Origin of the sequence: Rhizobium sp. YTUHZ045, assembly GCF_051124255.1 — a bacterium.
Classification (GTDB): domain Bacteria; phylum Pseudomonadota; class Alphaproteobacteria; order Rhizobiales; family Rhizobiaceae; genus Rhizobium.
Window position 1 is genome coordinate 257765 of the sequence record NZ_CP101434.1, and the last position, 25896, is coordinate 283660.

25 protein-coding genes are annotated in these 25896 nt (G+C 59.6%); 17 read left to right on the top strand and 8 right to left on the bottom strand.

Going from position 1 to position 25896, the window contains the following annotated elements; all coding sequences use genetic code 11:
* Positions 1-15 precede the first annotated feature (15 nt).
* A complete protein-coding gene (locus NMA58_RS28300; protein WP_434714897.1) occupies positions 16-498 on the top strand; it encodes an Lrp/AsnC family transcriptional regulator in 483 nt (160 codons plus the stop codon).
* 61 nt (positions 499-559) lie between these two features.
* Here NMA58_RS28300 and NMA58_RS28305 read toward each other — a convergent pair whose 3' ends face one another.
* Positions 560-1135 (bottom strand): peroxidase-related enzyme, encoded by a 576-nt coding sequence (locus NMA58_RS28305; RefSeq protein ID WP_434714425.1) that lies wholly within the window; start codon positions 1133-1135, stop codon positions 560-562.
* On the bottom strand, positions 1132-1614 hold the full coding sequence (locus tag NMA58_RS28310) for a CMD domain-containing protein (RefSeq protein WP_434714427.1): 483 nt from the start codon (positions 1612-1614) through the stop codon (positions 1132-1134). Before NMA58_RS28310 ends, NMA58_RS28305 begins: the two co-directional genes overlap by 4 nt.
* A 166-nt stretch (positions 1615-1780) precedes the next feature.
* On the opposite strand from NMA58_RS28310, the gene NMA58_RS28315 reads away from it, so the two are divergent.
* Genes NMA58_RS28315 through NMA58_RS28340 form a run of 6 tightly spaced genes read left to right on the top strand, consistent with a single transcriptional unit; the run spans position 1781 to position 7302 of the window.
* Entirely contained in the window at positions 1781-2770 is a 990-nt protein-coding gene (locus NMA58_RS28315) for a LysR family transcriptional regulator (RefSeq protein ID WP_434714899.1), read from the top strand.
* Complete coding sequence (locus tag NMA58_RS28320) at positions 2767-4242, top strand: NAD(P)-binding domain-containing protein (protein ID WP_434714428.1); 1476 nt, start codon at positions 2767-2769, stop codon at positions 4240-4242. The genes NMA58_RS28315 and NMA58_RS28320 overlap by 4 nt, the downstream gene beginning before the upstream one ends.
* Positions 4243-4251: 9 nt before the next feature.
* Positions 4252-4992, top strand: coding sequence for an amino acid ABC transporter ATP-binding protein (locus NMA58_RS28325; RefSeq protein ID WP_430959187.1), 741 nt, complete (start codon positions 4252-4254; stop codon positions 4990-4992).
* A 15-nt stretch (positions 4993-5007) separates the two neighbouring features.
* The gene (locus NMA58_RS28330; protein ID WP_430959186.1) at positions 5008-5826 is read left to right on the top strand and encodes an amino acid ABC transporter substrate-binding protein; all 819 of its coding nucleotides are present in this window, start codon (positions 5008-5010) and stop codon (positions 5824-5826) included.
* A gap of 57 nt (positions 5827-5883) precedes the next feature.
* Entirely contained in the window at positions 5884-6591 is a 708-nt protein-coding gene (locus tag NMA58_RS28335; RefSeq protein ID WP_434714430.1) for an amino acid ABC transporter permease, read from the top strand.
* Between the two features lie 18 nt (positions 6592-6609).
* Positions 6610-7302: an amino acid ABC transporter permease gene (locus tag NMA58_RS28340; protein WP_302749524.1), complete on the top strand. Its 693-nt coding sequence runs from the start codon at positions 6610-6612 to the stop codon at positions 7300-7302.
* Positions 7303-7332: 30 nt separating this feature from the next.
* Here NMA58_RS28340 and NMA58_RS28345 read toward each other — a convergent pair whose 3' ends face one another.
* The 4 genes from NMA58_RS28345 to NMA58_RS28360 all read right to left on the bottom strand — a co-directional run bounded on the left by NMA58_RS28345 (position 7333) and on the right by NMA58_RS28360 (position 10203).
* Positions 7333-8538: an MFS transporter gene (locus tag NMA58_RS28345; protein WP_434714900.1), complete on the bottom strand. Its 1206-nt coding sequence runs from the start codon at positions 8536-8538 to the stop codon at positions 7333-7335.
* A gap of 105 nt (positions 8539-8643) precedes the next feature.
* Complete coding sequence (locus NMA58_RS28350; RefSeq protein ID WP_434714912.1) at positions 8644-8808, bottom strand: hypothetical protein; 165 nt, start codon at positions 8806-8808, stop codon at positions 8644-8646.
* Positions 8809-9143: 335 nt separating this feature from the next.
* Complete coding sequence (locus tag NMA58_RS28355; RefSeq protein WP_430959183.1) at positions 9144-9419, bottom strand: DUF2934 domain-containing protein; 276 nt, start codon at positions 9417-9419, stop codon at positions 9144-9146.
* A 142-nt stretch (positions 9420-9561) separates the two neighbouring features.
* The gene (locus NMA58_RS28360) at positions 9562-10203 is read right to left on the bottom strand and encodes a UdgX family uracil-DNA binding protein (RefSeq protein WP_434714432.1); all 642 of its coding nucleotides are present in this window, start codon (positions 10201-10203) and stop codon (positions 9562-9564) included.
* Positions 10204-10365: 162 nt separating this feature from the next.
* Between NMA58_RS28360 and NMA58_RS28365 the strand changes: the two genes are divergently transcribed.
* Together NMA58_RS28365 and NMA58_RS28370 are read left to right on the top strand one after the other, a co-directional pair.
* On the top strand, positions 10366-11829 hold the full coding sequence (locus NMA58_RS28365; RefSeq protein WP_434714902.1) for a phospholipase D-like domain-containing protein: 1464 nt from the start codon (positions 10366-10368) through the stop codon (positions 11827-11829).
* A 95-nt stretch (positions 11830-11924) separates the two neighbouring features.
* Positions 11925-12740 carry an endonuclease/exonuclease/phosphatase family protein gene (locus NMA58_RS28370; RefSeq protein ID WP_434714434.1) on the top strand — a complete coding sequence of 272 codons (816 nt, stop codon included), beginning with the start codon at positions 11925-11927 and terminating at the stop codon, positions 12738-12740.
* Positions 12741-12746: 6 nt separating this feature from the next.
* Here the strand turns inward: NMA58_RS28370 and NMA58_RS28375 are convergent, their stop codons facing one another.
* Together NMA58_RS28375 and NMA58_RS28380 are read right to left on the bottom strand one after the other, a co-directional pair.
* Positions 12747-13322, bottom strand: coding sequence for a hypothetical protein (locus tag NMA58_RS28375; RefSeq protein WP_434714435.1), 576 nt, complete (start codon positions 13320-13322; stop codon positions 12747-12749).
* 89 nt (positions 13323-13411) lie between these two features.
* A complete protein-coding gene (locus tag NMA58_RS28380; RefSeq protein ID WP_434714436.1) occupies positions 13412-16600 on the bottom strand; it encodes an adenylate/guanylate cyclase domain-containing protein in 3189 nt (1062 codons plus the stop codon).
* Positions 16601-16880: 280 nt separating this feature from the next.
* On the opposite strand from NMA58_RS28380, the gene NMA58_RS28385 reads away from it, so the two are divergent.
* The 8 genes from NMA58_RS28385 to NMA58_RS28420 all read left to right on the top strand — a co-directional run bounded on the left by NMA58_RS28385 (position 16881) and on the right by NMA58_RS28420 (position 25836).
* A complete protein-coding gene (locus NMA58_RS28385) occupies positions 16881-17495 on the top strand; it encodes a nuclear transport factor 2 family protein (RefSeq protein ID WP_434714437.1) in 615 nt (204 codons plus the stop codon).
* Positions 17496-17523: 28 nt separating this feature from the next.
* The gene (locus NMA58_RS28390; RefSeq protein WP_434714438.1) at positions 17524-19308 is read left to right on the top strand and encodes a hypothetical protein; all 1785 of its coding nucleotides are present in this window, start codon (positions 17524-17526) and stop codon (positions 19306-19308) included.
* A gap of 295 nt (positions 19309-19603) precedes the next feature.
* On the top strand, positions 19604-20326 hold the full coding sequence (locus NMA58_RS28395) for a FadR/GntR family transcriptional regulator (RefSeq protein WP_434714439.1): 723 nt from the start codon (positions 19604-19606) through the stop codon (positions 20324-20326).
* Entirely contained in the window at positions 20323-21495 is a 1173-nt protein-coding gene (locus NMA58_RS28400) for a PLP-dependent transferase (protein ID WP_434714440.1), read from the top strand. The genes NMA58_RS28395 and NMA58_RS28400 overlap by 4 nt, the downstream gene beginning before the upstream one ends.
* Positions 21496-21530: 35 nt before the next feature.
* The gene (locus tag NMA58_RS28405) at positions 21531-22790 is read left to right on the top strand and encodes an ABC transporter substrate-binding protein (RefSeq protein ID WP_434714442.1); all 1260 of its coding nucleotides are present in this window, start codon (positions 21531-21533) and stop codon (positions 22788-22790) included.
* A 211-nt stretch (positions 22791-23001) separates the two neighbouring features.
* Positions 23002-23937, top strand: a complete 936-nt coding sequence (locus NMA58_RS28410; RefSeq protein WP_430959173.1) for a carbohydrate ABC transporter permease — start codon at positions 23002-23004, stop codon at positions 23935-23937.
* 4 nt (positions 23938-23941) lie between these two features.
* On the top strand, positions 23942-24772 hold the full coding sequence (locus tag NMA58_RS28415) for a carbohydrate ABC transporter permease (RefSeq protein ID WP_430959172.1): 831 nt from the start codon (positions 23942-23944) through the stop codon (positions 24770-24772).
* A gap of 5 nt (positions 24773-24777) precedes the next feature.
* Positions 24778-25836, top strand: a complete 1059-nt coding sequence (locus tag NMA58_RS28420; RefSeq protein ID WP_434714444.1) for an ABC transporter ATP-binding protein — start codon at positions 24778-24780, stop codon at positions 25834-25836.
* Positions 25837-25896 lie beyond the last annotated feature (60 nt).

Genomic DNA, 25896 nt, shown 5'->3' on the forward strand with positions numbered 1-25896 from the left:
GCATAATTGGGTCATATGATCGATAACAGTTTGAAAATCGACGAAATTGATTTGCGAATTCTGACGTGCATGCAGCGGGATTCTTCGCTTTCTCAACGTGACTTGGCCGATCAGGTCGGGCTGTCGCAGAATGCCTGCTGGCGCCGCCTTCAGCGCCTTTATGCGACAGGTGTCATACAGGGATCGCGCGCCTCCATCGATTTTGAAGCGCTCGGTTTTGATCTCACGGTGATCGTCATGATCCGAACTCGCCATCATTCAAAGGAATGGTCGGAAGATTTTCGCAAGCACGTCGACCGGATGCCGGAAGTTGTCGATTTCTACCGAATAGGCGGCGACTGGGACTACCTGATCAAGGTCATCACCAAAGGAATGTCGGGCTATGACGCTTTCTACCAGAAGCTGATAACGAACTTCGATCTTGCGACAGTAACCGGCTATTTTTCGATGGAAGCAATCATAAGCAATCGCGCAGTGGATCTTATGCGCATGCGGTGACACCGATTCCGCGGTGCACCCCTGAGCGCGACGCGATGAGGCCTCCTGCCTCTCGATGCACCTAGTCCTTTACCGGTTCGCCGAGCGTATGCATCAGGCGGTTCGCCCAGCCGAAGATGGCGGACGACAGTACGAGGTCCAGGGCTTCAAGCTCGGAAAGGCCGACGTCCGCCAGCGCTTGCGCGTCAGCTTGCGTTGCTTCCGGCGGCGTCGTCGATAGATGTGCGGAGAAATCGAAGATGGTTTGAAGGTGCTCATCGAGTTCGGCGTCGAGCCCATCGGCGAAAATGGCGTCGATCACGTCAGTCCGCTTGGTATGGCTGATGAACCGGGAGGCATGGACGGCGGCGCAGTAGACGCAGCGATTGACGACGGAAGCAGCAGTGGCGCCTAGTTCGCGTTCTCCCGGTGAAAGCCCGTCCTTTCCATACATGATCAGGTTGAACAGGGGTGAGCGGACAGCGAGGGATTCCGGGTCGTGCGCAAGCGTCAGGACGTAGGGGGAGATGCCCTTGTTGGAGGGCGTGACCTGCATTGCCTCACGCTGCTCGGCGGTCGCAGTTTCAAGATCGACTGGAATAACGTAAGGCTGCCAGCGCGGAACCTGGGTGGTGAAGGTATGGACGACGTCGCTCATTGTCTTCCTCCGATCAGCGTCAGCCCTGCAATGACGCGAGCCTGATAATTTACGAAGGCCGCAAGCTCCGACAGCCGGACGATGTCGGCGTCGGTCGTTCCCGCACTGCGCAATCTTTCTATGTGGTCGCGGGTCGCTTCCCGCGGCGCGACCGTCAGTCGGTCCGCATGGCGGACGATCTCTGCGATGCGCTCATCGGTTGCGCTAGTACCTGGCTTGGCGAGCGGCGCTGTCGATGCCTCGGCGGCACGTTTGACCAGTTCCTCGTAGTGCTGCGCCAGTTTTTCGCTGTGGTTGTGACGGGCCATACGGGCGGCAAGCGCCGCCCTGAGGCCATGCGACAGGCCGCCGGGATCACGCGGAAGAAGGACTGCGTCGTGGGCGGCTTCGCTGAGGCGCAGGATCTCCGCCCGTTTTTCAATGGCCTCGGCCAGGGCTGAGCCGGGTCTGACGGCGGCAAGAGTTTCGATGAGCGTCAAGGCAGGCTCCTTTGCATCTCGCGGGAGAGCATTAGATAGGTTGAAGTGTCATTATGTCAAATTAACATGAAGACTTGCAATCCATGCGAAATAATTATCTACTATCTGCTCAATTCTTAGGAAGGTCATGCTTCCAAAGCATGGATGGCGGTGCTTCATGTTGAATATGAATAAAAACCCGTTCGACATCCGGCAGCTTGAAGCCTTCGCGGCGGTGATGTCGGCTGGCAGCGTCACCGGCGCAGCCCGGCTGCTCGGCCGTTCGCAGCCGGCCGTGACGCGGCAGATCCAGGACCTGGAAGGCGATCTGGGCTATGCGCTCCTCCACCGAAGCGGCCCGCGCATCCAGCCGACGTCGCGCGGTCTGCGCTTCCATGCCGAGGTCGAACGTCATCTCGCCAGCCTGACCCACATCCGCGAACGGGCCGAGGCAATCGGTCTTGACGAGCCAGCGACCTTGACCATCGCGGCAACGCCATCCCTTGCTGCAGGAATCCTGCCGCAGGCTTTGGCGGCCGTCTCGCCCGAGCTGATCCCGCGTCATCTCCACGTCCAGGCGCTCGCCGCCGAAAACGTCGTGCAGGCGGTTCTCGCCCGGTCGGCCGATCTTGGCATATCGAGCCTGCCGCTCGAACATCCCGGTCTCGACATCCACTGGATCGCGGAAGCACCGTGCGTGATCGCCATCGGCGCCGACGAGCCTCTCGCCGCGAACGAGGTCGTCCGCATGGCCGATCTCGCGGAGCATCGCATCATCACGCTCGCGAACCCCTATCGGCTTCGTCATCGCGTCAACGAGGCGCTGGAACGGGCAGGGGTGGCGCCGGATCGCATCATCGACGTCAACGCCTCGCTGACTGCGCTCTCGTTGGTGCGCGCAGGACTTGGCATTGCCATCGTCGAGCCGGCGACCGTCTGCGGCGTGCCCCTCGATGGCATCGTCATGCGCGTGCTCGACCAAGCCATCCCGTTTCTGTTCGGTGCGATCTCCGCGGCGGCGTTACCGCTCGCGCCGACGGTCGCCGCCGCAATCGATGCCGCGCGGATCGAAGCGTTGAAGATGCCCGGCTGCCGCCTGCTGGAGGCAAATGGCATCGAAACCTTGGCGGACACAGTTTACGGGCAGGCGGCAATTCCCGAAGGAGCGCCCGCATGAGCGATCTCTCCACACATCCGGATAATCTTCACGCCCTCGAAGCGCGTCTTCGCCAGGACCTCGCCTGGCTGGAACTGCCCGCAAAGGCGTGGGTTCCCGCCCGCGAAATTGATGGCCAATCCGTCATCGACGTCGTCATCATCGGCGGCGGCATGGCAGGCCTCGTCGCTTCCGGAATGCTGAAGCGCCTTGGCGTCGCCAACCATGTCGTCTTCGACAAGGCACCCGCCGGGGAGGAAGGGCCGTGGGTCACTTTCGCCCGGATGCGCACCCTTCGTTCGCCGAAACAGCTTACAGGTCCCGCGATGGGACTGCCGGCGCTCACCTTCCGGGCCTATTATGAAGCGCGCTTCGGCAGCGCGGGGTGGGCGGCGCTCGACCGGGCGCCGCGCGAGACGTGGATGGACTACCTGATCTGGTATCGGAAGGTGCTCGAGCTGCCGGTGCGCAACGGCGTCTCGGTCGATGCGATCCTGCCGCGCGACGATGACATGCTCGACCTCGCCTGCAGCGAGAATGGCCGCACGGAAAGGATCATCGCCCGACACGTGGTTCTCGCAACCGGCCGCGACGGTCTCGGCGGCCCCTTCGTGCCCGACATCGCCGAAAATATCGATCGCAAGTTCTGGGCGCACACCGCCGATGCGATCGACTTCGCAGCGCTGCGCGGCAAGCGCGTAGGAGTGATCGGTGCGGGTGCGTCGGCGATGGACAATGCCGCGACCGCGCTCGAAGCCGGTGCCGCCCGGCTCGACATGTTCGTCCGCCGGACGGAACTGCCGCGGATCAACAAGTTCACCGGCATCGGCAGTCAGGGCGTCGTCCATGGCTTCGCCGGACTGCCGGACGAATGGAAGTGGCGCTTCCTCGACTACGCCATGAGCCAGCAGACGCCGCCGCCGCGTGCGAGCGTGCTGCGCGTCAGCGCCTTCGAACAGGCCCACCTTCATCTCCAAAGCCCGATCACCGGCCTGCAGCAGCACGGTGACCAACTCGTCGTGACGACGTCGAAGGCCAGCTACCTCCTCGACTTCTTGATCTTCGGAACCGGCTTCAAGATCGATCTGACCAATCGGCCGGAATTGGCAGTCTTTGAACCCCACATCCGACTTTGGCGCGACCGCTTCCCGACGCCGGCCGGGATGGCCAATGCGGAGCTTGAAGGATCGCCGGATCTTGGCGAGGCTTTCGAATTCCTTGAGAGGGAACCGGGTTCCTGCCCGGTTCTCTCGAAGATTCATTGCTTCAACTTCCCGGCGACTCTCAGCCACGGGAAGCTCACAGGCGACATCCCTGCAATCAGCGAGGGCGCCGACCGCCTGGCGCGCGGCGTCGTCCGATCGCTTTTCGTCGAAGACCGCGAGAAGCATTTTGCAAACCTTCAGGCTTTCGACGCGCCGGAACTTCTCGGCGACGAGTGGTTCGATGCCGAGACCGAAGCGCTTCCCGAACTATCTTCCGAAAGGACCTGAGACCCCAAAATGCTTGAGATCAAGAACCTGAAGCTGTCCTACGGTCGCACCCAGATCCTGAATGGCGTCGATCTCTCGGTGAAACGAGGTGACGTGGTTTCGATCATCGGCCCCAGCGGAACCGGCAAGACGACCCTCTTGAAGTGCATCAACCATCTGGCGAAGCCGGCATCCGGAACGATTGCCTTCGATGATATCAGGATGGACTTCGCCCGGCCGGACAAGACCGCCGTTCGGGCGATCCGTCTGCGCACTGCGATGGTGTTCCAGCAGTTCAACGTCTTCAAGAACATGACGGTTATCCAGAACGTCATGGATCCGCTGGTGGTCGTACAGGGCAAGGCCAAGGACGAAGCCCGCGCCATCGCGCTGCAGGAGCTCGAGCGAGTGGGGCTTTCCGACAAGCTCGACAACTATCCGTCGCAGCTTTCCGGCGGGCAGCTCCAGAGAACGGGCATCGCCAGAGCGCTCGCGGTCAAACCTGATGTGATGCTCTTCGACGAGCCGACCTCGTCACTCGATCCTGAACTGGTGAACGAGGTTCTCAAGGTGATCAAGGATGTCACGTCCTCCGGCATCACCTCGCTTCTCGTCACTCACGAGATGCAGTTTGCGAAGAACATCTCGAACCGCATCGTCTTCATGGACCGGGGTGTCGTCGCAGCCGACGGCAGTCCGTCCGAAATCTTCGACACGCCCTCCAACCCGCGCCTCGCTCAGTTCCTCAATTCCGAACGCGCGATCCAGTAAGAAAGGATGCCTGAAATGACTTCCATGAGTTCAATCTCGCGCCGTGGTCTCGGTTTCGCCGTAGCAGGCGTCGCGATCGCCTTCGCAACCGCGTCCTTCGCCGAAGACGTTCGGACGATCAAGATCGCCACCGCGGCGGAATCGAAGCCGCTCTCGTGGGGTGCGATCGGCGTCGAACCGCAGGGCTACGAGCCCGACGTCCTGAAGGCGATCAACGCCAAGCTGCCGCAGTACAAGTTCGTGATGGAAGGTGCTGCCGACATCGCGCAGGAGACGGGTCTTGCGACCGGCAAGTACGATATCGCAACCGGCGGCTACTACCGTGCTCCCGCCCGCGAAAAGCAGTTCCTCATCCCGGAAGCTCCGATCGGCGCCAGCCTGATCAAGATCTACAGCCGCAAGGACAGCGGCATCAAGGAAATGAAGGACCTGGTCGGCAAGAAGATCGTTCCGGTGACGGCAGGTGGCGGCATCTACAAGTTCGCTACGGCGTGGCAGGAAAAGAATCCCGACTACAAGATCGAAATCACCGCTTCGAGCGCCGGCATTCCCTATCCGGATCGCCTGAAGGAGGTGGAGAACGGCAAGTATGACGCGCTGGTCCTGCCGTCGAATCTCGGCGAGCAGACGGTGATCGACCAGCAGAAGCTGAACGTCCAGGCAAGCGAGCCGGTCGCGATCAACAACACTTTCGTACTCATCCATCGCTCGGAAGAGAACAAGGCGCTCGCGGACGGCATCGACAAGGCTTTGAAGGAGCTCAAGGCCGACGGCACGCTCGCCAAGCTCTCGCAGAAATGGTTCGGCGAGGACATCACCACGTACATGAAGTAACGCCGGGAATTTGCAGCCGGCGACCCGGCCCAGAACTGAAAGAAGGAGTGTTCCCAGGTGGACCTATCCATCATGATCCCGGAGCTGCTCTCGGCATTGCCGCTGACGCTTGCGATCACGTTCACGGCCATGGTCGCCGGCTTCGTGCTGGCCTTGATTACGACAATGTTTCGCGTGCGCAGGATCCCGGTGGTCAGCCAGCTGGCCGACCTCTATGTGTCCTACGCGCGGAGCGTTCCGGTCGTTCTGCAGCTGTTCGTGGCCTTTTATGGTCTTCCGGTGCTTGTCGGCGTTTTCGGCATCGACGACTTCGTCTCGCCGACGATCGCCGCCATGCTGGGTCTCAGCCTGTATCACGGCGGCTATCTGTCGGAAGTCATGCGTCCGGCCTTTCTTGCTGTCGAGCGCGGCCAGCATGACGCGGCCGACAGCCTCGGTTATACGTTCCAGCAGAAACTGATGCGCGTCGTCGCGCCGCAGGCGGTGCATATCGCGCTTCCCGGCTACGGAAACTCGATCATCTACCTCATCCATAATGTGGCTCTGGTCATGTACATCGGCGCGGCCGACGTGATGGCGACCGCCCACCTCGTCATGGAGCGGGACTACAATCAGTATCAGTTCGAAACCTACCTCGTATTGGCGGTGCTGTACTCGGTACTTTGCCTCATCGCCTGGGCGATCGTGCGGCTCTTCGAGCACCGCTCCGGCAGGTACGTCCCGGGCGAAAAGGCAGCACGTGCCCCGCTGATGGCCAGCGTCTGATCGAGGAAGGAAATCATGATTTTCGACAGCGAAGTTCTTCTCCCCGACCTTTATGAGATCCTGGGCGCTGTGCCGCTGACGCTTGTCATGGCCCTCGCTATCTTCGTCCTGTCGACGGTCGTCGGCAGCCTGTTCGCCATGATCGAGTATCGTCGGGTACCGGTCCTTCGCCAACTCGTTGTCGCCTACAAGGTGGCATTCAAGGGCGTCCCGATGGTGGTGGTGATCTTCCTTGCCTATTATGGACTTCCGTCGACGCTGCAGTTTCTCACGTCGCTCGTCGGCGTGGAGTATAATGGTCACTCGACGCCGAACTGGGTGACGCTCATCGTCGCCCTGACGGCCTGCGTCGCGGCCTTCCAGGCGGAGGTGGTCAAGGGCGCGCTGAACTCGTTCGACACGGGGCAGGCGGACGCCGCCTATTCGCTCGGCTACAAGAAGAGCCAGCTCTTCCGCCGGGTCATGCTGCCGCAGGTGATCGTCGCCGCCATCCCGGATCTCGCCAACTCCTTCATGGTGATCATGAAGGCGCTGTCGCTCGGCTTCGCCATCGAGGTGGTCGACATCTTCGCGCAGTCGCAGCTGACCGCGGCGCTGAACTTTTACTACCTCGAAGCCTTCCTGGTCGCCGTGGTGATCTACATGGTGATCGCCTATGCCGTGACCCAAATCGCCGACAGAACGGAACGGGCTCTCAGAGTCCGGACCTGAGCGGCATGCGCCCACTGCAAGCAAAGCACTTCAGGATTCCTCGGGCGGCTTGAGGTGGCGGAACTGCAGCAACAGCAAGAGGTCGTATATGATCTTTAGGCCGGCACAGATGACAAGCGGCCAAGCGCGATAAGACGCGGCAAAAAGAGCGCCGGCCAGCGCAGGGCTGGCCGCCGATGCGAGGCTGCGCGGCACCGATGTGAAGCTTGCGGCGGCGGCTCGCTCCGCCTCGGTGACAACCGCCATCACGTAGGAAGAACGGGTTGGCACATCCATCTGCGAAAGTGCGGCCCGAACCAGCAGCAAGGCGAGCACCAACGGCAAGGTGGGAGCGAATGCGGCAAGGCCGAGAGCGATGCTTGATGGAATGTGGGTGAACACCATGGTGTTCACGAGACCAATCCGCTTCGATAGCCGGGCGGCGACAGGAAACGAAAACGCCGAAAGCACGCCGGTCCAGAAGAAAAACACCCCGGCCTCGGACAGCGAAAGGTCGAATCGTTCGAACAGCCATAGCGCGAGCAAGGACTGGACCACGAAACCGCCGGCGAAGGCGTCGAGACTGAAGAGGGCTGCGAGCTTCATGACGATGGCGCGCGAAGGCCCGAGTGCCGCCGGCTTGTGGTCTTCGTGCGTCACCGGTCGAGGCGGTATGCGGGCATAAAGAAGGCTGCCGAGCATGCCAACGAGCGCATAGAGCACGAACATCAGCCTGAGCGAACTCAGTTGCGTCATCCCGAACCGGGTCATGGCGTCGGGCAGCGCCGCGGCAAGCGCGCCGCCGGCGCTTGCGAGCGCTCCGACCACGCTGTAGCGTGCAAACATTCTCGTTCGATCGGCGTTGGTCGCCTCCCGGGCAAGGACCGCATGTTCAAGCGGCACGAAGATGCTCACGCTGCCTGCCGACGGGTTGATCGTGCCGGCAAAGGCGATGGCGAGCAGCAGCGCATAATCGTCGATCATGGGCATGGCGACACCGGTGGCGACCATCAGGCCGGCGGCTGCCAAAAGCAGCCGGCGGAGATCATGATGCGCGCCGAGAAATCCGATGATGATCGTCAAAAGTGCGGATCCGAAAAGGGATGCCGTCGCAATGACACCGACCTGCAGGGGCGAAAATCCAAGAGCAAGGAGATAGACCGGCAACAGGATAGCCACGAAGCCGTCGCCGAAGTCGCGCAAGGAGCGCGCCGCAAAAAGCCAAATCGCCGGCTGAACGCTTCGCGCCTGTCCCATTGTCGTCGATCTCATCCTGCTTTCCGAAAATCAATTCCGATTTTCGGGCCGATGCGCCAGGCCCATCCTACTTTCTAACCGTGCGTGGGCGCCAGCCGAGAACCGTTATTTCCGCTGGAATTTCTGCGACGCTACGAAGGCGCGGCCGATGTCGAAGGAGGGCAGTTGCAGCGGCGTACGGGAATCTCGGAAAACCAGTCCGACGAGGTTATCGATGACGAGGATAAAGCCGAGCGCCAGACCGAGATAAAGCAGAGCGGCGATGAGCACGAGCGATATTTCCATGGCTCACACGATCACATTGGGAGCGTGGCTGCGGGCGGCAAGAGGCGTGACGAAGAGCATTTGGATACGATCGTTCATGGCTGCCTCCCTTGTTTCGCCACAAACAGTCTTTGTATGGTCTTGTTCCCGGCTTGCGGGCGAAGCCTCAAATTTTTTGGAAGCTTCAAAGCTTGCAGCGTCATCCGGCCTTTGTTCACCCCCCGCGCGGCAAGCCCGCCTGCAATCTCTCTTAAGACCCAACTAATTCAGGGATATGACAAAGCACAGCCGAAGGGCGTCGCAACGACGCCCTTTTTTGAATGTGATCGGTATTCCAGCAGTCAGGATGCCGTCTTGCGGCTCACCGTCCGCTTGGGCGCCGGCGTGACGACGCCATTCGTCTTGGCGCCTGTTGCGGCACGCTTCGTGACCGTTGCGGCGCGCTTGGCCTTGGGTTTGGCTTCTTTGCCGTTGGAGGGGGCAGCAGAGCCTTCGAGCGCTTCGCGCTCGTGCCGGGCCTTTTCCCAATGGATGGAATCTCGCCCTGTCGGGTGGCCCTCTTCTTCCCAAAGGGCGTATGCACGTTTTTTGATCCACTCTTCGCGAGTTTCTGACATCGCTGATCTCCAGTCACATAATGCCGTCGTTCGAACGCGATACTGCCGGGATGGTTCCAGAGGAGGAGCGCCGTTTCAAGCGAAATCGAACTGCAACCGCAAATATTTCGCATTGCAGCATATCAAGGTTGAGAATCGGCATTCACCGAAGCTGAAATTCCGTCGCCCTGTGCAGATCTGACACGAATGCCTGGCGCTGCCTTTGCTGCTCGGCCTCATCACGGATTCTCAGGAGATAGGAGGGGTGGATGGTCACCAGAACCGGCGGGTGGTTTGCAGGCTGCAGGACATGACCGCGCTCGGGCGTCAATTTCGCCTTCGGCCCAAGCAGCGCGTAAAGAGCGCTTGCGCCCAGCGCCACCACGAGTTTCGGTTGCAGGATGTTGAGCTCCGCGCCGAGCCACCAGGCGCAACGCCTTATCTCGCCGGCATTGGGTTTCGCATGCAGCCGTCGTTTGCCGCGCGGCGTGAACTTGAAGTGCTTGACGGCATTGGTGACGTAGCAGCGTTGACGATCCAGACCGGCCTCATCGAGACAGAGGTCGAGCATATGCCCTGCCGGGCCGACAAAGGGCCTGCCGGTGATATCTTCCCGGTCACCGGGCTGCTCACCGACAAGGACGATCTCGGCCTTTCCCGGACCTTCACCGAAGACGATCTGCGTCGCATTGCGATAGAGGTCACAGCGGGTGCAGTCCTCGGCCTGATGCCGGAGTTCGGCAATGCTTTCGGCATCCGCAACTTCGAGCGCCAAGGCAGGACCGACGCTTGCGGCGATGTTCATGATGGCGATCCTCATCTTCTGAGGAGGAATCGATCTCAACCAGGATTGTTCCCGCGATCGAATGGCCCACTCCCGGCAAAATAATCCCGAGGAGAAATTTCGCGCCATGGGGGAGCGGCGGCATAATTGAACGCCGCCGTTTCGCGGCTATATTGGCCAGCGATGTTCTATCTCCTGTCGACCTACTGGCCGCATATTCTCTTTGTCGTTTCGATCGCCATGGGAGCCGCGGCGGCGATCCATGCCGCCATGACCAAGGAGGAGGTGCGCGCGGCAATCGGCTGGGTCGGCGTCATCATCCTCTCGCCTGTTGTCGGTGCGCTGCTTTATGCGATTGCCGGCATCAATCGCATTCGCCGCAAATCGCTGAGCATTCGCCGCGACGCCCTGCTGCTCGCGCCCGGGACCGACGAACTGGAGACATTCGACGCCGACGCCGAGACCGTGATCAGCCAGTTCGGCCGCCGCTTTGCGGCGCTGCAGACGCTTGGCGACCGCGTCACACGCAACCCGCTGACATCAGGCAATACGATCGACATGCTGGAGACCGGCGACGAGGCCTATGCCGCGATGAAATCCGCCATCGATGAAGCGGAGCGCAGCATCCTGCTCGAAACCTACATCTTCGACCGTGACGTCATCGGTCTGCGCATCGCCGATGCGCTGATTGCCGCGGTGAAGCGGGGTGTGACGGTCCGGGTGCTGATCGATGCCGTTGGCGCGCGTTATTCGGTGCCGAGCATTCTCGGCCATCTCAAGGAGGGCGGCGTCACCGTCGCCGTCTTCAACGGTAATGTCATCATGGGTTTGCGGCTGCCCTATGCCAATCTGCGCACCCACCGCAAGATCCTGATCGTCGACGGACGCATCGCGCTGACAGGCGGCATGAATATCAGGGCGGGTTTCAGCGAGGAGGCGACGGGCGAGACCTTTGCTCGTGATACGCATTTCAGCGTCACCGGCCCGGTCGTCGCCGATCTCTTCGATCTTGCCGCCGAAGACTGGCGGTTCACCACCGACGAACTGTTGAACGACGAGGCGTGGCGCATCGAACCGCCGCAGCGCAGCCCCGGCGACCCCATCCTGATGCGCATCGTCGCCTCAGGGCCGGACCGCAGCCTTGAAACCAACCATAAGATGCTGATGGGCGCCTTTTCCGTTGCGCGTCAATCGATCCGCATCATGTCGCCCTATTTCCTGCCGGACCGCGAACTCATCAGCGCCCTGGTGACGGCGGCGCGGCGCGGCGTTGAAGTCGATATCGTCGTACCGGCTCTCAACAATCTCATGCTAGTCGATCGGGCGATGACGGCGCAATTCGATCAGATTCTCAAAAATTATTGCCGCATCTGGCGCTCGAGCGGCAGCTTCAGCCATTCGAAGCTTTTGACAATCGACGGCACCTGGGCTTATGTCGGCTCCTCCAACCTCGATCCACGTTCGCTCAGGCTGAATTTCGAAGTCGACCTCGAAGTGCTGAATGAGGGCTTTGCCGCCGAGATCGACGAGCATATCGAAGAAATCCTGAAATCGGCAACGCTGGTGACGCTGGACGGCTTACGCGCGCGGCCCTTCCCGGTGCGGCTGATCGAGAAGGTGCTGTGGCTTGGTTCGCCCTATCTCTGACGGATTTTTTGCATTCCGACATGGCAAGTTCCGCGCGGCCGCCTATACTGCCGAGTGAGTAGCCTCGTTGATCAACGGAACAAGTGCGCTTCCCAATGCACGCCAGGAAAGACAGTCTTCCCGCCAGCATTCTCGCCTCGATCAGGAGCAGGAAAAAGCGGCTTGACGCAGTGCATATGGAGGCAAGGCCGCGTAGCGCCGGAACGTTGATCGCTTCCTACAATGTCCACAAGTGTGTCGGTACCGACCGCCGCTTCGATCCGGAGCGGACCAGCCGGGTGATCCATGAAATCGGCGCCGACGTGATCGCGCTGCAGGAGGCCGACACACGTTTCGGCGAGCGCACGGGCATACTCGATCTCGGCCGGCTGGAGCGGGAGACGGGGCTGATCCCTGTGCCGGTCGCCGGCATGGCGAAGGCGCATGGCTGGCACGGCAACGTCGTGCTGTTCAAGAAGGGGCTGGTGCATGATGTGCACCAGGTGAAACTGCCGGGGCTGGAGCCGCGCGGCGCCCTCGTCGTCGAAATCGAGCTGGAAGAGGGCGGCGCGCTGCGGATCATCGCCGCGCATTTCGGGCTGTTGCGCCACAGCAGAGCCCAGCAGGCCCGGACCCTCGTCGAACTGATTAACGACAGGCATGAGATGCCGACCATCCTGCTCGGCGACCTCAACGAATGGCGGCTCGGCGACCGCTCGTCGCTGAACACATTCCAATCCGCCTTCGGCGAGCTGCCGCCCGCCGTGCCGAGTTTTCCCGCCGGCCTGCCGCTTCTGGCGCTCGACCGCATCATCGCCAACCGCAAGGGCATCATCTCCGAGGTGGAGGCGCATGATACGCCGCTCGCCCGCATCGCCTCGGATCACCTGCCGATCAAGGCGCTCGTCGACCTGACGCCGGTGGGTGGGTAGCACCTCTCATTTGGAGCGGAAAGAACCGATGAAACGGCAAAACCGCTGGGCCCACAGCTGCGGATCGATGACTTCGGGTGAGGAAGGCGCAGTCATTCGCTCAAGCCGAGGCAAGAGGAACGCAGCCCAATCGTCAACATCGCGTTTTCTGAAATAGGGCAGCCAGACATCGGAGGGGATCTCCCATTGTCGCGGATTTGCTCGCGCAAGGTCGCCGGGCTTGACCAAGACAGTTCCGCCGTTCTCTCCAACGACTTCGATTTCCGAATCAGGATCGGGCCTGGCAAGACGCGCGATGATGGTTTCTTCCAGAGCTTTGCCAAACGCGCGATCCGCCTCGTTTAGGCGGCGAAGTATTCTAATGTCACCGGCGGAACCGGAGCCCTCGGTCATGTTGATCGTAAACTTCGCGCCGATCAAGCTGTTCGAATATTGCGAAACCTGCAGCCAACAAACCCTTCTCCCCCGGGCAAAGCTGCACTTGCCGGCCGTTTGCGATTCCCAGCCAAGCGCACGAAATTTTGGAGCCAGCAGCGACCGCATATGCCGGTGAAAGTCTTTGCTTTTCAGGTAGTCGCGCATGCTTCTGAGCTCATGGCATGTTGGAAGGCACTACGGCCCCTTGTGTCGTAGTAACTACTTTTGCCGCTCGAGACAAATTGTCTGGACGGTCAGGGAGCTTCTGGGAAATGCGGTTTGGTCTGCTCATTGACATAAACAGAATTCGCAGCCAGCGCTTCTTCTTCCAACTTCGTCAATGTGGCCACGGCGCGGTTTTCCCAGATTCTTGCCCCCTGGTTTCGCGCCAGTTGGACAGCTTGCTGGAGTGCTGCACGCGCGGAAGCTTCGGAGCCGTTGAGATGAAACTCGTTTACTGCTTCTAGGCGTAAGAGTTCCGCCAAGAAATAGCTCTCGCCAGTCGTTCGTGCGACGTCAAGTCCCTCTGCAAGATGGATTCGGGCGTTTGCAAAATCTCCCAGTTCCATCGTCGCAGTCGCAAGCAGGCAGAGGTAACATGTCTTATCGATAAGTTGCTGCCCGAGATTGTCGCAGGTCCGCCGCATCTCTTCGAGGCCACTGCCGTCGTGTTCTGCATACACTGTGACCCAACCTTTGAAGAAAAGACCGATCTTGTGCCACAGTTGAAACCCGTTCTTCTCCGCAAGTGGGATCAGTTCGTCGACCATTGCGCTGACTGCCGTCACGTCCTGTCTCATGGCCATCAAAATGCAGCCGTTGCCGAGGCAGGCCGCAAGATTGTAGCTGGACTGTTGCCGGGCATCTTTTTCCGCCTCAAGGTATAGATGCCGAGCGCTATCGGACTCCCCCAAAATCTGAAGCGTCCAGGAAAGATAGCTCATCGCCATACTCGGAAAATCACTTCCAATTTCCTCGGCGTGGTTCCGGTGTTGTAGCGCTCGCTCGAGGTATTGCTTTGCCTCCTTCAGCTTTCCTAGAGAGAACAGGCACATTCCTTTGAACTGCAAGCCAAGGACAAGCGCTCGACGGTTTTTGTTTGTCTCGCCGAGTGTTATGAGGCGCTCGCTCGCCCATCCGGCGTCTGCGAATTTCGCTGAATTTAGAGCTGTTCCGAAAAGGCCATCAAGCGCGCGGATTCCGGCGTCGATATCTTCGAGCTCTTCGCTGAGGCGCATGACGTGTTCATAGGCGGCACTCCCCTCCGAAGTGACGTATCCGAACGTGGCATACAAGACGTCGCCCCGTTCCAGCTCCAGTTTGAGTTTCCTGCGGTCTGTTTCCTTTGATGCCGGCAATCTTTCAAGACATCGCAGACCGTGCACAAACATGTTTGCAGCTTCAACTTTCGCCCATGTCGAACCCAGCTTCAAACCGGCCTCCAGCCAATAGTCAGCCGCCTGAGCATACTCGCCGGCCCCTTCGTAGTGCTGTGCCAGGAGCTCCGGCGACTGTCTTGCCAGGTTGGGCTCAAACATGAGGATACCCTGAGCTATGGCACCGTGCACTTCTCGCCTCCGCTCGAGCAGGAGGCTGTCGCGTGCGACCTCCTGCAGAAGCGCGTGAGAAAAACTGTACGTGGGCCAGCCGGACGTCGGTTGGTGGATCAAAACTCCCGCGACAACGAGGTCATTGAGTATCGAATGCAGCTGATTGGATGGAGTTGCCGAAACGTGTGCAAGAAGATCGATTTGGAATTCACGGCCTATAACAGCTGCGATTTGAGCTATCCGCTTTCCCTCGCCCATTTTGTCCAGGCGTGACAGGAGCGATGATTGTAGCGAGACCGGTATGTCTGGCGCTGAGCTGCCATTTACGGTCACAAGTGATCGGCAAAGCTCCTCGACATACAGGGGCACGCCCTCAGCCCGACTCACTATGAGATTTGCAGTGGATGTTTCCATGACGGTATCTTGAGCAAGCGCCTGGCAGAGTTCTTGCGTATCGCGGGAGTTAAGGCGCTTTAACGTTATCTTCTTATCCGCCGAGCTGTCTTCGAGGCTAACGCAGGAGGACAGCCGAGAGGTCAGGACAAGATAGATACTGTCCGCAGAGATATTCGATATGATCGCTCTCAAGAGATCTGCCGACGACGGGTCAATCCATTGTTCGTCCTCGATCGTTAGCCAAATGGGAGCCTGGTTTGCGAAGCTACGTAGCAAAGTAAAGAAAAATTCTCTAATTACCTGCTGCTGATCCTGGGACGATAGATCTATCAGGGGATATTCGTTCTGATCCAATCCAAGCAATCTTGCAAGAACCGGGAGCGTTGTCGCGATCGGTACGTCAAGTTTGGATATAAGTTCCCGGAGGGTTGTGACCGTCGGGGAATATCTGAACGCGTCATGACCTTTGATGAGCTCGATGAAGGGCGCGAGCGCGCTGTTGGTAAAAGCGGGCGCGCATTGCAGCGTGATGTAGTTGAAACCCTCAAGCTGCCTTTTGGACTCGTAAATTAGCCGGGATTTTCCGATGCCCGCTTCGCCCGTGACCAGAAGGACGCGTCCTTGGCGGGACGACTTGACATCCTCCGCCAAAGCTTGAATGTCAGCCACCTCGCGGCGTCTCCCGACAAATCTTGCAAGCTGGCCTCTTTTGGCAAACCTGTTTCCGAGACTTCTGGGACGGATGACTTTCCAGGCTCTTACCGCCTTGGCGAAGCCCTTCAATGTCAGCTCGCCGATGTCGGTAAACTCATATGCTCCGGCCGCTGAATCCCGCGTGTTCTGATCGATCAGAATGGTTTGGTGGTCCGCGAGTGCTTCAAGCCTTTGCGCAAGGTTTGGAACCGGCCCGAAAGCCACAGTCGACACTCCCGCCGGAGCTCCTTCGAAGTCTCCGACAACGACCAATCCACTCGCAATGCCGATGCGGACCTGGAGCCTCGACCCATCCGGGGCCTCGATTTGCGGTATCGTTTGGACAAGGCTGATTGCAAGGGATATCGCTCGCTCGGCATCATCCTCTTCTGCGGCCGGATAACCAAAGAGCGCCTGAAGCGCGTCACCAATGTAGTTTGCGACGAAGCCTCCATGCGCGCGGACGAGCGCGCTGCAACGGCGCAAATAGATTTGCGTTAGGCGACTGAAGTCCTCAGGATCCAGTTTGGTGGCATATTCCGTCGATGCCACCATGTCGCAGAACAATATCGTCAGGGGTCTCCGTTCTACCGGGGTGACCTTTCTGGCCTTTATTTCGGGCCCCTCTGTCATACCGGCGATTGCGGAAAGTATCTTTCGCCGCGGCCCGATCGGAATCAGCATTTCTTTCAGATCATCGGCTGATAGTAGCGGGAGGGTCTCGAAATCAATTTCCGCTTCAGAGAAGTTTTTCGCGTATTTCTCGAGACCAAGCTCTTTCAACCATTTTACAACCTCGTCCATCCCGCTTCTCCGCCGGATCGCTCAATGATGTATTGTGACGTGTGTTTTCACGAATCGTGCAAGCAAATCATAGGCCTGGCAACGAAACGCCGGACTGCAAGATCAGCAACTTCTTGATTAGTGTTTCAAGATAATATACAAGCATCAGTGATCATGAAAGGTCGCAATGCACGGTTAATCTCGATATCGCGTGTATAACACTGATGCCGCGTTGATTGTTGCCGACCATTTTGAATGCTTCTTCAATCGTATTTCTGAGTAAAGCTGACAGGAGGGACGGTTGGCTATTCTCCAGGTTACAAAAACGAAGCTCAACAGGATTGTTTTGTTGGCCGCCGCCTCAGCAGCGTTGCTGTGCTCGGGCCCAACGGCTTGGTCACAGTCCGGATGCGCCGATCCTACGCTCAACCGCGACTGGTCGGCTGCTGTTAGCAATCCCGGGCCGGCGGATCGTCAAGCTGCTATGGATCTGATCCATCAGTATTATTGGGCGGTCGATGAACAGAATGCGGCAGCAATTGCCAGGATGTTTACCGCTGACGCGTCCTACGAGGTCTGTAGCGGAGGTGGGTCACTTCAATTGAAGAAAACACTCGGCCCAGAGCAGCTGGCGACATACCTCAAGGGGTTATTCTTTGATCTCCAAAACCGGACGTCCAGAGTTCGCCATTTCGAATCCAACACATTGCTCCATGTGGCGGATCCGAAGATGATCGACAGAATAGAGGTCAAATCGGCAATAATCACCACCATTCAACGATCAGATCTCGAAGTGCCGGCACTCGACTATTCCGCCGTTATGAAGGCGGTCTTGGTGAGGGATGGCGGTGTCTGGAAATTTTCGATGATGACCCTCACTACGGATGAACCTGAGATCATGGCACGTGCGCGTTAGCTTGTTCGGGCGTATGCATCGCGGCCCTATGCTCGTTGTTCTCCTGTTCATGGCTGTGGTTGTTGCACGCAGCGATGCTCGCGGAGAGCTTTATGGCGGGACGTCGGCGTTCGAGCAGTTCTTCGTCGACTTGGTGAACCGCTGGAACGGAGACTTTCTGTGGGCTCCTGCTTCCATGAGCAATAACACAATCACGCGCTTTGGCGACGAGGCTCGCGCTGTATTCGGACAAATTCCGGAAGGAGACTGTGAGAACGACGCACGGACAATTCCCATGCAGGTGGAGGGCAATGTTGTCGATCTTGCACGGAGCAGCCTCGACTCGGAAACGTTCGAATTTCAGTATCGCGATACGCAAGGCACTATCGTCAAAAGAACACGCTTTCTCGCCCAATGTGACAAGCCATCACTTGCGGGAGATGTGTCGTATTGCGGATTGAATTCCAGGTTGAAACGCGTTGTCAAAGGCAATGTCGAATGGCTTTTCCTTTGTCGAAAATCCCAGCCTTCGCTGGAAGTCGAAGCGAGCGCTTATTGGTCGTCTTACAATCCGCAATTCGCTCGCTATGGCGTCATCGGGTTCAACAGACAGACGGGCGAGATCGTCTACTTCGACGGGACAAAGGAAGTACAGCAGTTTGACTGGTCTCGGAAATTTCCTCCACCCGGAGGCAACGGATACGCGGATGCACACACTCGCGCGAGGGCGGAGAAACTATATGATCCGCAGTTTCGAGTGCCTTGCTCTTCGTGCCACGATAACAAGAGCCCATATGCGATCAGCCCTAACATCTCGATGTCGCGAGTTGGCTATGGTGTGTCGAAACACAATCTTCAACGGGACGCCTTTAGTCTTGGGGAGTATCTGCCCCGTCACCCCAGAAGCGAAGATGCGCCGTTCAGAGTCATAGGTACGGGCTACACCGCGACTTACAAACTCGAACTTCAAAGAGCGCGGACGCTGCGAGATCCCTCGGGGATTTGCACAGACTGCCATACGCTAACGACCCAGATAAGCGGACAGCGCTTTGCTTCCGACGCCTTATCTCGCGAACCGTATTCCTCAACGACGCAATGGTCCACGTTATTGGAACTCGAGGCGGAACGCCAAAAGCTGAAACAAATCGATCTGCACCGAACCGATTGGGCAAAGAGCATCGAAGGTGGAATCCATCCTTGGATGCCGCTTGGGTCAACCTTGAACGGAGCAACACAAAGAGAGGTGCCAAATCTTGATCAATGGCGGTCGCTAAGTGACTGCCTCTGGGGCTCGGGCGGTGATCAATGTAACTACCGTCCGCTATATAGCGCGTGCCCTCCACCCGAGGGGCGCGAGGACAGATCTATGGCAACTGAGTTAAAGCTCAAGACGGTCGGGACGGTTCATCTTGGTGGAGTGTCCATTTCACGGATTCGGGCTTCCTGGAAATATGCAAATGACTATGGCCAAGTTCCAGGACGCGATGATGTGAGGTTCGATGTGACGGTCGCCGAAACCAAGCGGCTGAGCGGGGAGATTGACCATTCAGAAAATCGGCAAACGCAGCGCGAGCATGTTCGATCGCAGCTCGGGTTTGCCGGTTCGGAACGAAAATGGGTCGTCCGAAATCTCTCGTATTTCGGCCATACCGCCTTTTCGGAACCATCACAAACTGCAGGCTCACATGACTACGCACTAGATATTCCAGCGCAATGTGGCCGCACGTATACGATCGGGATCGTTGCAAAACGCTTCTGTTTCGATCAATCCGGAACTGCAACAAGTCCGCGTGACCACACTGCCTCGATTAACGTCGACTGTAAGGCACATTAGCGGATCGACTCGCGCAGGAAGGCCGCCGAAGCTGGGCGGGTCAGGCCTAAACTCCTGGCAACAGTCGTTTTTACGATCTTAAGATCGACCGGCTCGGCGAAGTTCCATCGAAAATGCTGTCAAAGATCGCACCCAGCGTTTGCACAATGAGCGAGCTCGGCTTTGGAACACAGAACCGCGCTCTGGGGCTCAGGAGTGCTTTCCACAACAACTCGGCTTGACGTCTTGCCCCGTTTGCGAAATGCTAAGATGTCAGACCAATTCAAATCTGGCTGCCTGATAACAAATGGGAACCATGAAGGCAAATCGTAGCGACAGGCCGGTGATCCGGCCGCTTCCCGTCATGGACCGGGCGCGTCAGGTGACCGATGCGCTGGCGGATTATGTGGAGGAAGCGCGGTTGCAGGCGGGTGATCGGCTGCCGGCCGAGCGGGAGCTGATGGCGGCTCTTGCCGTCGGCCGTTCGACCATTCGCGAGGCGATCCGCCACTTTCAGGCGCTCGGCGTCATCGAGACGCGCAAGGGCAGCGGCACCTATCTTTTGAAGCCGGTTTCCAGGGCGACGATCCATATGCCGCTGTCGCTCGACACGGTGCATCTGCGCGACGCGTTGCTGCAGACGCTCGAGGTCCGCCGCGGCATCGAATGCGAGGCGGGCATGGTCGCGGCCCGGCGGCGCACCGAGAACGACCTTGTCGTCATCGAGGAGAAGCTCAATGAGATGGAGCGGGTGCATCTGGAGAAAGGCACCTCCGGGCCGGAAGATCTCGCCTTCCACCTTGCCGTCTACGACGCCACCCACAATCCGCTGTTTCGCCAGCTGCTCGAGCAGATGCGCGAGACCTTCGAGCGCTTCTGGGAGCATCCGTTCGACCGGCAGGATTTCGCCCGCCGGTCCTTTCCCTTTCACCGCACGCTTTTCAACGCGATCGCTGCCCGTGATGCCGAGGCGGCGCGCGCGGAAACATTGAAAATTCTCGATATCGTCGAGGAAGACATCAAGGAAATGTCCAAATGAGCAACGGCGCAGATCCGTTCGATCTTGCTTCCCTCATCACCGCCCACGACGACGGCGACTTCGCCGATGCCGTCGTGCCGCCGATCTTTCAGACCTCGCTTTTCACCTTTTCCAATTACGACGAGATGATCACCGTCTATCGCGGCGAGAAGGTGCGGCCGACCTATACGCGCGGGCTGAACCCGACGGTGCGCGCCTTCGAGGAAATGCTGGCCAAGCTCGAAGGTGCGGAGGATGCGCTGGGTTTTGCGAGCGGCATGGCGGCGATCTCCTCGGCGGTGCTGAGCTTCGTCGAACCGGGCGACCGCATTGTCGCCGTCCGGCATGTCTATCCCGATGCCTTCCGCCTGTTCGGCACCATCCTGAAGCGGATGAAGATCGAGGTGACCTATGTCGACGGCCGTGACGAGGAAGCCGTCGCGAGGGCGCTGCCCGGCGCCAAGCTCCTCTACCTGGAAAGCCCGACGAGCTGGGTGATGGAGGCGCACGATGTCGGTGCGCTGGCCGCCCTCGCCAAGCGGCACGGCGTCGTCTCGATGATCGACAACAGCTGGGCGAGCCCTTTCTTCCAGCGGCCGCTGACGCTCGGCGTCGATCTCGTCATCCATTCCGCTTCGAAATATCTCGGCGGCCACAGCGATGTGGTGGCGGGCGTCGTCGCCGGCTCGAAGGAAATGATCGCGCGCGTCAAAGCCGAGGCCTATCCCTATCTCGGCGGCAAGCTTTCGCCGTTCGATGCCTGGCTGCTGATCCGCGGCTTGCGGACGCTGCCGCTGCGCATGAAAGCGCATGAGGCCTCCGCTCTCGAAATCGCCAGGCGCCTGCAGCGGCTTGAAGTGGTTGAGACGGTCTGCCATCCCGGGCTTGCCAACCGCCTGCCCGCGGGGCTCAACGGCACCTCGGGCCTGTTCTCGTTCATCTTCCGCGACGGCGTCGATATCCGCGCCTTCGCCGACCATCTCAAGCTGTTCAAACTGGGTGTAAGCTGGGGTGGGCATGAAAGCCTGATCGTACCAGGCGAGGTCGTGCTGCAGCAGAAGGCACAGCCGAATTCCGCGCAAACCTTCGGCATCCATGCGCGATCCGTACGCCTCCATGTCGGCCTCGAAGGAACCGAGGCTCTGTGGAGGGACATCGAGGAGGCGCTCGCCGCCGCCTCACAATCCTGAAACCCGAGAGAAACCTAACAAGGGGGAACTGAGCCATGAAAAAACTAATAATCTCGACGTTCTTTGCTTCGATGATGGCCGGCACGGCCTTTGCCGATACGACGCTCAAGCTTGTCGAAGTCATCACCAGCCCGGAGCGCACCGAAACGCTGAAATCAATCGTCGGCAAGTTCGAGTCCGCCAATCCCGGCACCAAGGTCGATATCATCTCGCTGCCCTGGAACGAAGCCTTCCAGAAATTCGCGACCATGGTCTCGGCCGGTGACGTGCCCGATGTGATGGAGATGCCCGATACCTGGCTGTCGCTCTATGCCAATAACGGGATGCTCGAAAGCCTCGAGCCCTATCTCGAAAAATGGGAGCACACCAAGGAGCTGACGCCGCGCGCGCTCGAGCTCGGCCGCGACGTCAAGAACACCGCCTACATGCTGCCTTATGGCTTCTATCTCAGGGCAATGTTCTACAACAAGAAGCTGCTTTCGGAGGCTGGTGTCGCCGCGCCGCCGAAGACGCTTGAGGAGTTTACTGCCGCGTCCGAAAAGGTCTCCAAGCTGCCGGGCAAATATGGCTACTGCATGCGCGGCGGCCCGGGCGGCCTCAATGGCTGGATGATCTTCGCCGCCACGATGGCCGGCGACAACAAGTACTTCAAGGAAGACGGCACCTCGACCATGAACAGCCCCGGCTGGGCAAAGGGCATCGAGTGGATGGTCGATCTCTACAAGAAGGGCTATGCGCCGAAGGACAGCGTCAACTGGGGCTTCAACGAAGTCGTCGCCGGCTTCTATTCCGGCACCTGCGCCTTCCTCGACCAGGATCCGGATGCGCTGATCGCCATTGCCGAACGCATGAAGAAGGACGATTTCGGCGTTGCGCCGCTGCCGAAGGGGCCCGACGGCAAGTCCTTCCCGACCATCGGCTATGGCGGCTGGTCGATGTTTTCGACGAGCGCCAACAAGGATCTCTCCTGGAAGCTGATCGCCACCCTCGAAGGGCCGGAAGGCAATATCGAGTGGAACAAGCGCATCGGCGCCCTGCCGGCCTATACGGCGGCCGAGAAGGATCCCTTCTATGCCGGTGACCAGTTCAAGGGCTGGTTCGAGGAACTGGCGGATCCGAACACCGTGCCGACCGTGATGCCGACCTATCTGGAGGAGTTCGCCTTCTTTAAGGATTCGCTCGCGATCAAGACCTCGCAACAGGCCTTGCTCGGCGATATCTCGGCGAAGGACCTGGCCGACCAGTGGGCGGATTATCTGACCAAGGCGCAGCAGAAGTTCCTGGCCAAAAAGTAATCGGTGGGCTCTGAGTGCGGAGCCCCCTCATCCGACCCTTCGGGCCACCTTCTCCCCGCTGGGGAGAAGAGAACGGAGACGTCGCGGCATATTCCCTTCTCCCCAGCGGGGAGAAGGTGCCGGCAGGCGGATGAGGGGGCCTCGACCTCCTGCTTCAGAAGTATCACCCGGGCGAGACTCCGCTGATCAAGACAATGGAAACCGCAATCCGATGACCATTTCCGCCGATATGCTCGACATGCGTCGCGACCGTAGGCCGTGGCTGCGCCGTCTTGCAGATGCTTCGGAGCCCTATCTCTACAGCGCGCCGTCGCTGATCCTGATCATTGCGGTGATGCTGGTGCCGCTGACGCTCGGGCTGTCCTATGCCTTCCGCGATATTCAGCTGCTCAACCCCTTTTCCGGCGGCTTCATCGGGCTCGAGCATTTTCGCGAGTTGTCGAGCGACGCGGCTTTTTACGGTGCGCTGAGGAACACGCTGTGGTGGACCGGCGCATCCGTCGTCTTGCAATTCATCTTCGGCCTCATTCTGGCCTTGCTGCTCGACAAGCCGTTCCCGGGCCGCGCAATCGCGCAGGCGCTGGTTTTCCTGCCCTGGGCGGTGCCGTCCTTTCTCGCAGGTCTCAACTGGGCCTGGCTGTTCAATCCGGTCATCGGGCCGATCCCGCACTGGCTCTTCGCGCTCGGGCTGATGCATGCGCCGGGCAACATTCTCTCCGATCCCGATCATGCGATGTGGGGGCCGATCGTCGCCAATGTCTGGTGGGGCATTCCGTTTTTTGCCATCACCCTGCTTGCGGCGCTGCAGGCCATCCCGCGCGATCTCTACGAGGCGGCCTCTATCGATGGTGCCGGCTGGTTCCAGCGTTTCCGCTCGATCACCCTGCCGTTTCTCGCGCCGACGATCGCCATCACCGTGCTCTTGCGCACCGTGTGGATCTCCAACTTCGCCGATCTCATCGTCGTCATGACCAATGGCGGGCCGGCCGACCGGACGCAGATCGTCGCGAGCTACATCTTCACCACGGCCTTCAAGCGGCTCGATTTCGGTTACGCCTCGGCGATCGCGCTGGTGCTGCTGGTGCTGCTGCTTGCCTATTCGATGCTGATCATCCTGCTGCGGCAGACGTTGCTGAACAAGGATTGAGGCCATGAAACGATCCCTCATCCCAACGATCGCGCACCGTCTGGCGATCCTCTGCTATATCGCTTTCGCGCTCTTCCCGCTGTTCTGGCTGCTCAAGGTCTCGGTGACGCCGAACGATCTGCTCTATACCGAGGGCGTGCGGATGTGGCCGTCGCGCACCAGCTGGGATCACTATGCCTTCGTGCTGCAGCACAGCGCCTTTCCCACTTTTTTCAAGAATAGCCTGATCGTCTCGGCCTCGACGGCCGTGACGGTGACGATCTGCGCCTCGCTTTCCGGCTATGCGCTGTCGCGCTTCAATTTTCGGGCGAAATACTGGATCGTCGCGCTGATGCTGCTGACTCAGATGTTCCCGCTCGTCATGCTGGTCGCGCCGATCTTCAAGATCCTGTCGCCCTTGCATCTGACCAACAGCCTGACCGGGCTTGTCATCGTCTATACCGCTTTCAACGTGCCCTTCGCCACCTTCCTGATGCAGTCCTTTTTCGACGGTATTCCGAAGGATCTCGAAGAGGCGGCGATGATCGACGGGGCGACGCAGTTCACCGCGTTTCGCCAGATCATCCTGCCGCTGACGCTGCCCGGCATCGCCGCGACGCTCGGCTTCGTCTTTACTGCCGCCTGGAGCGAACTGCTCTTCGCGCTGATGCTGATCAACGGCAACGACGCGGCGACCTTCCCCGTCGGGCTTCTCACCTTCGTTTCGAAATTCTCGGTGGATTTCGGGCAGATGATGGCGGCGGGCGTCATGGCGCTCGTTCCTGCCGGCCTCTTCTTCCTGCTCATCCAGCGTTATCTCGTCCAGGGCCTGACGGCCGGCGCGGTCAAGGGTTAAACAGAATGGCATCGATCGATATCCAGAATATCCGCAAAGCCTATGGCCACGTGCAGGTGCTGCACGGCGTCGACCTCGACATCAGGGATGGCGAATTCGTCGTGCTCGTCGGTCCCTCCGGCTGCGGCAAGTCAACGCTGTTGCGGATGATTGCCGGGCTGGAGGAAGTCACATCAGGTGAGATCCGTATTGCAGGCGCCCGGGTGAACGAACTGCATCCCAAGGACCGCGACATCGCCATGGTGTTCCAGTCCTATGCGCTATATCCGCATATGAATGTCGCCGGCAATATGAGCTACAGTCTGAGGCTGCGGAAAACGGCGAAGGAGAAGATCGCGGGCGCGGTCTCCGCGGCCGCCGCCAAGCTCGGCCTCGACCCGTTGCTTGAACGGCGGCCGAAAGCGCTCTCCGGCGGCCAGCGCCAGCGTGTCGCCATGGGCCGCGCCATCGTCCGCCAGCCGAAAGCGTTCCTGTTCGACGAACCGCTCTCCAACCTCGATGCGCGCCTGCGCGAACAGATGCGTGCCGAAATCAAGAAACTGCACGGCGAGCTGAGGGCGACCTCGATCTACGTCACCCACGACCAGATCGAGGCGATGACGCTGGCGGACCGGATTGTCGCCATGCATGGCGGCGTGGTGCAGCAGGTCGGCAGCCCGCTGGAACTCTATGATCGCCCCGCCAATCTCTTCGTCGCCGGTTTCATCGGCTCGCCCGGAATGAATTTCCTCGAGGCCAGCTATACCGCAGGCGGCGTCAAGCTGAACGATGGAACGATCGTGCCGCTGGCAAAGCCGTTGCCGCTTGCAGACGGCACGAAGGTGACGCTCGGCATTCGGCCGGAGCATGTGCTGATCACGAATGACGGGAGCGGGCTTGCCACCGACGTGGAACTCGTCGAACCCACCGGCTTCGGCATTATCCTCCACCTCGCCCTGCATGGCCTGCCGTTCAAGATCTTCACTCTGGACCGCGAAGCGCTGAAGGCGGGGCCGAAGGTCAATGTCGCCTTCCCGCCCCAATATCTGCATGTGTTCGACGGCGAGGGACAACGCATCGAATGAGCAGTCACGCCAGGGAAATCGGTCCGCAGCGGCTTTATCTCCTGGTTGTTTTCACCTTAA